The organism is Microbulbifer variabilis, from assembly GCF_020524905.1.
Taxonomy (GTDB): domain Bacteria; phylum Pseudomonadota; class Gammaproteobacteria; order Pseudomonadales; family Cellvibrionaceae; genus Microbulbifer; species Microbulbifer variabilis_A.
Map to the genome: position 1 here is coordinate 1 of NZ_JAIVKI010000064.1, position 698 is coordinate 698.

The 698-nt window shown below is 53.9% G+C and carries 1 protein-coding gene; it reads right to left on the minus strand.

Going from position 1 to position 698, the window contains the following annotated elements; all coding sequences use genetic code 11:
* Positions 1-651: IS630 family transposase (locus LC073_RS21530; RefSeq protein WP_226649692.1), on the minus strand; the 651-nt coding region annotated here is incomplete at its 3' end.
* Positions 652-698: the final 47 nt, after the last annotated feature.

The following is a 698-nucleotide window of genomic DNA, read 5'->3' on the forward strand; positions in this document are numbered from 1 at the left end:
ATTGAAGGCTGCAAAGAGAGCCGCCGTTCCATTACGCTTGTAATCGTGGGTGCGACTTCCAATGCGCCCCGGGGCAAGTGGAAGCCCTGGTTGAGTGCGATCGAGTGCCTGGATCTGGGTTTTTTCATCGACACACAGCACCAAGGCATTGTCCGGCGGGTCCATATACAAACCAACGATATCCACCACTTTCTCGGCAAACTGCGGGTCATTGCTGATCTTGAAGGTTCTGAGTCGGTGTGGTTTCAGATCTGCAGCGTTCCAGATTTGCCTAACTTGCCATGTGGTAACACCGGCGTACTTCGCCATCAACGAGACACTCCAGTGAGTGGACTCATGAGGAATACGGCTCGTCGTCAATGTGAGAACACGGTTTACAATCTCGGCGTCAATTACCGACGGTCGCCCTGGCCTTGCCTGGTCAAGTAAACCCTCCGGGCCCGATTCGATAAAGCGCGTCTTCCACTTGTGAACTGTCTTGCGAGACACGCGCTGGGCCGCAGCCACGTCCATCACCGGCACGCCTTCCGACAGAGCCAGAATAATCTTCGCTCGAGTAATTTGCCCCTGCGGAAGCGAGGTGCTGCGAATCCAGCTTTCCAGGGTCGCTGCATCATGAGCGGTAATTGTGAAAACGTCAGGAGTATCCATGGGGCAAGTATACGCGAACTCAAATTACGTAACCTTATTTTCCGCAT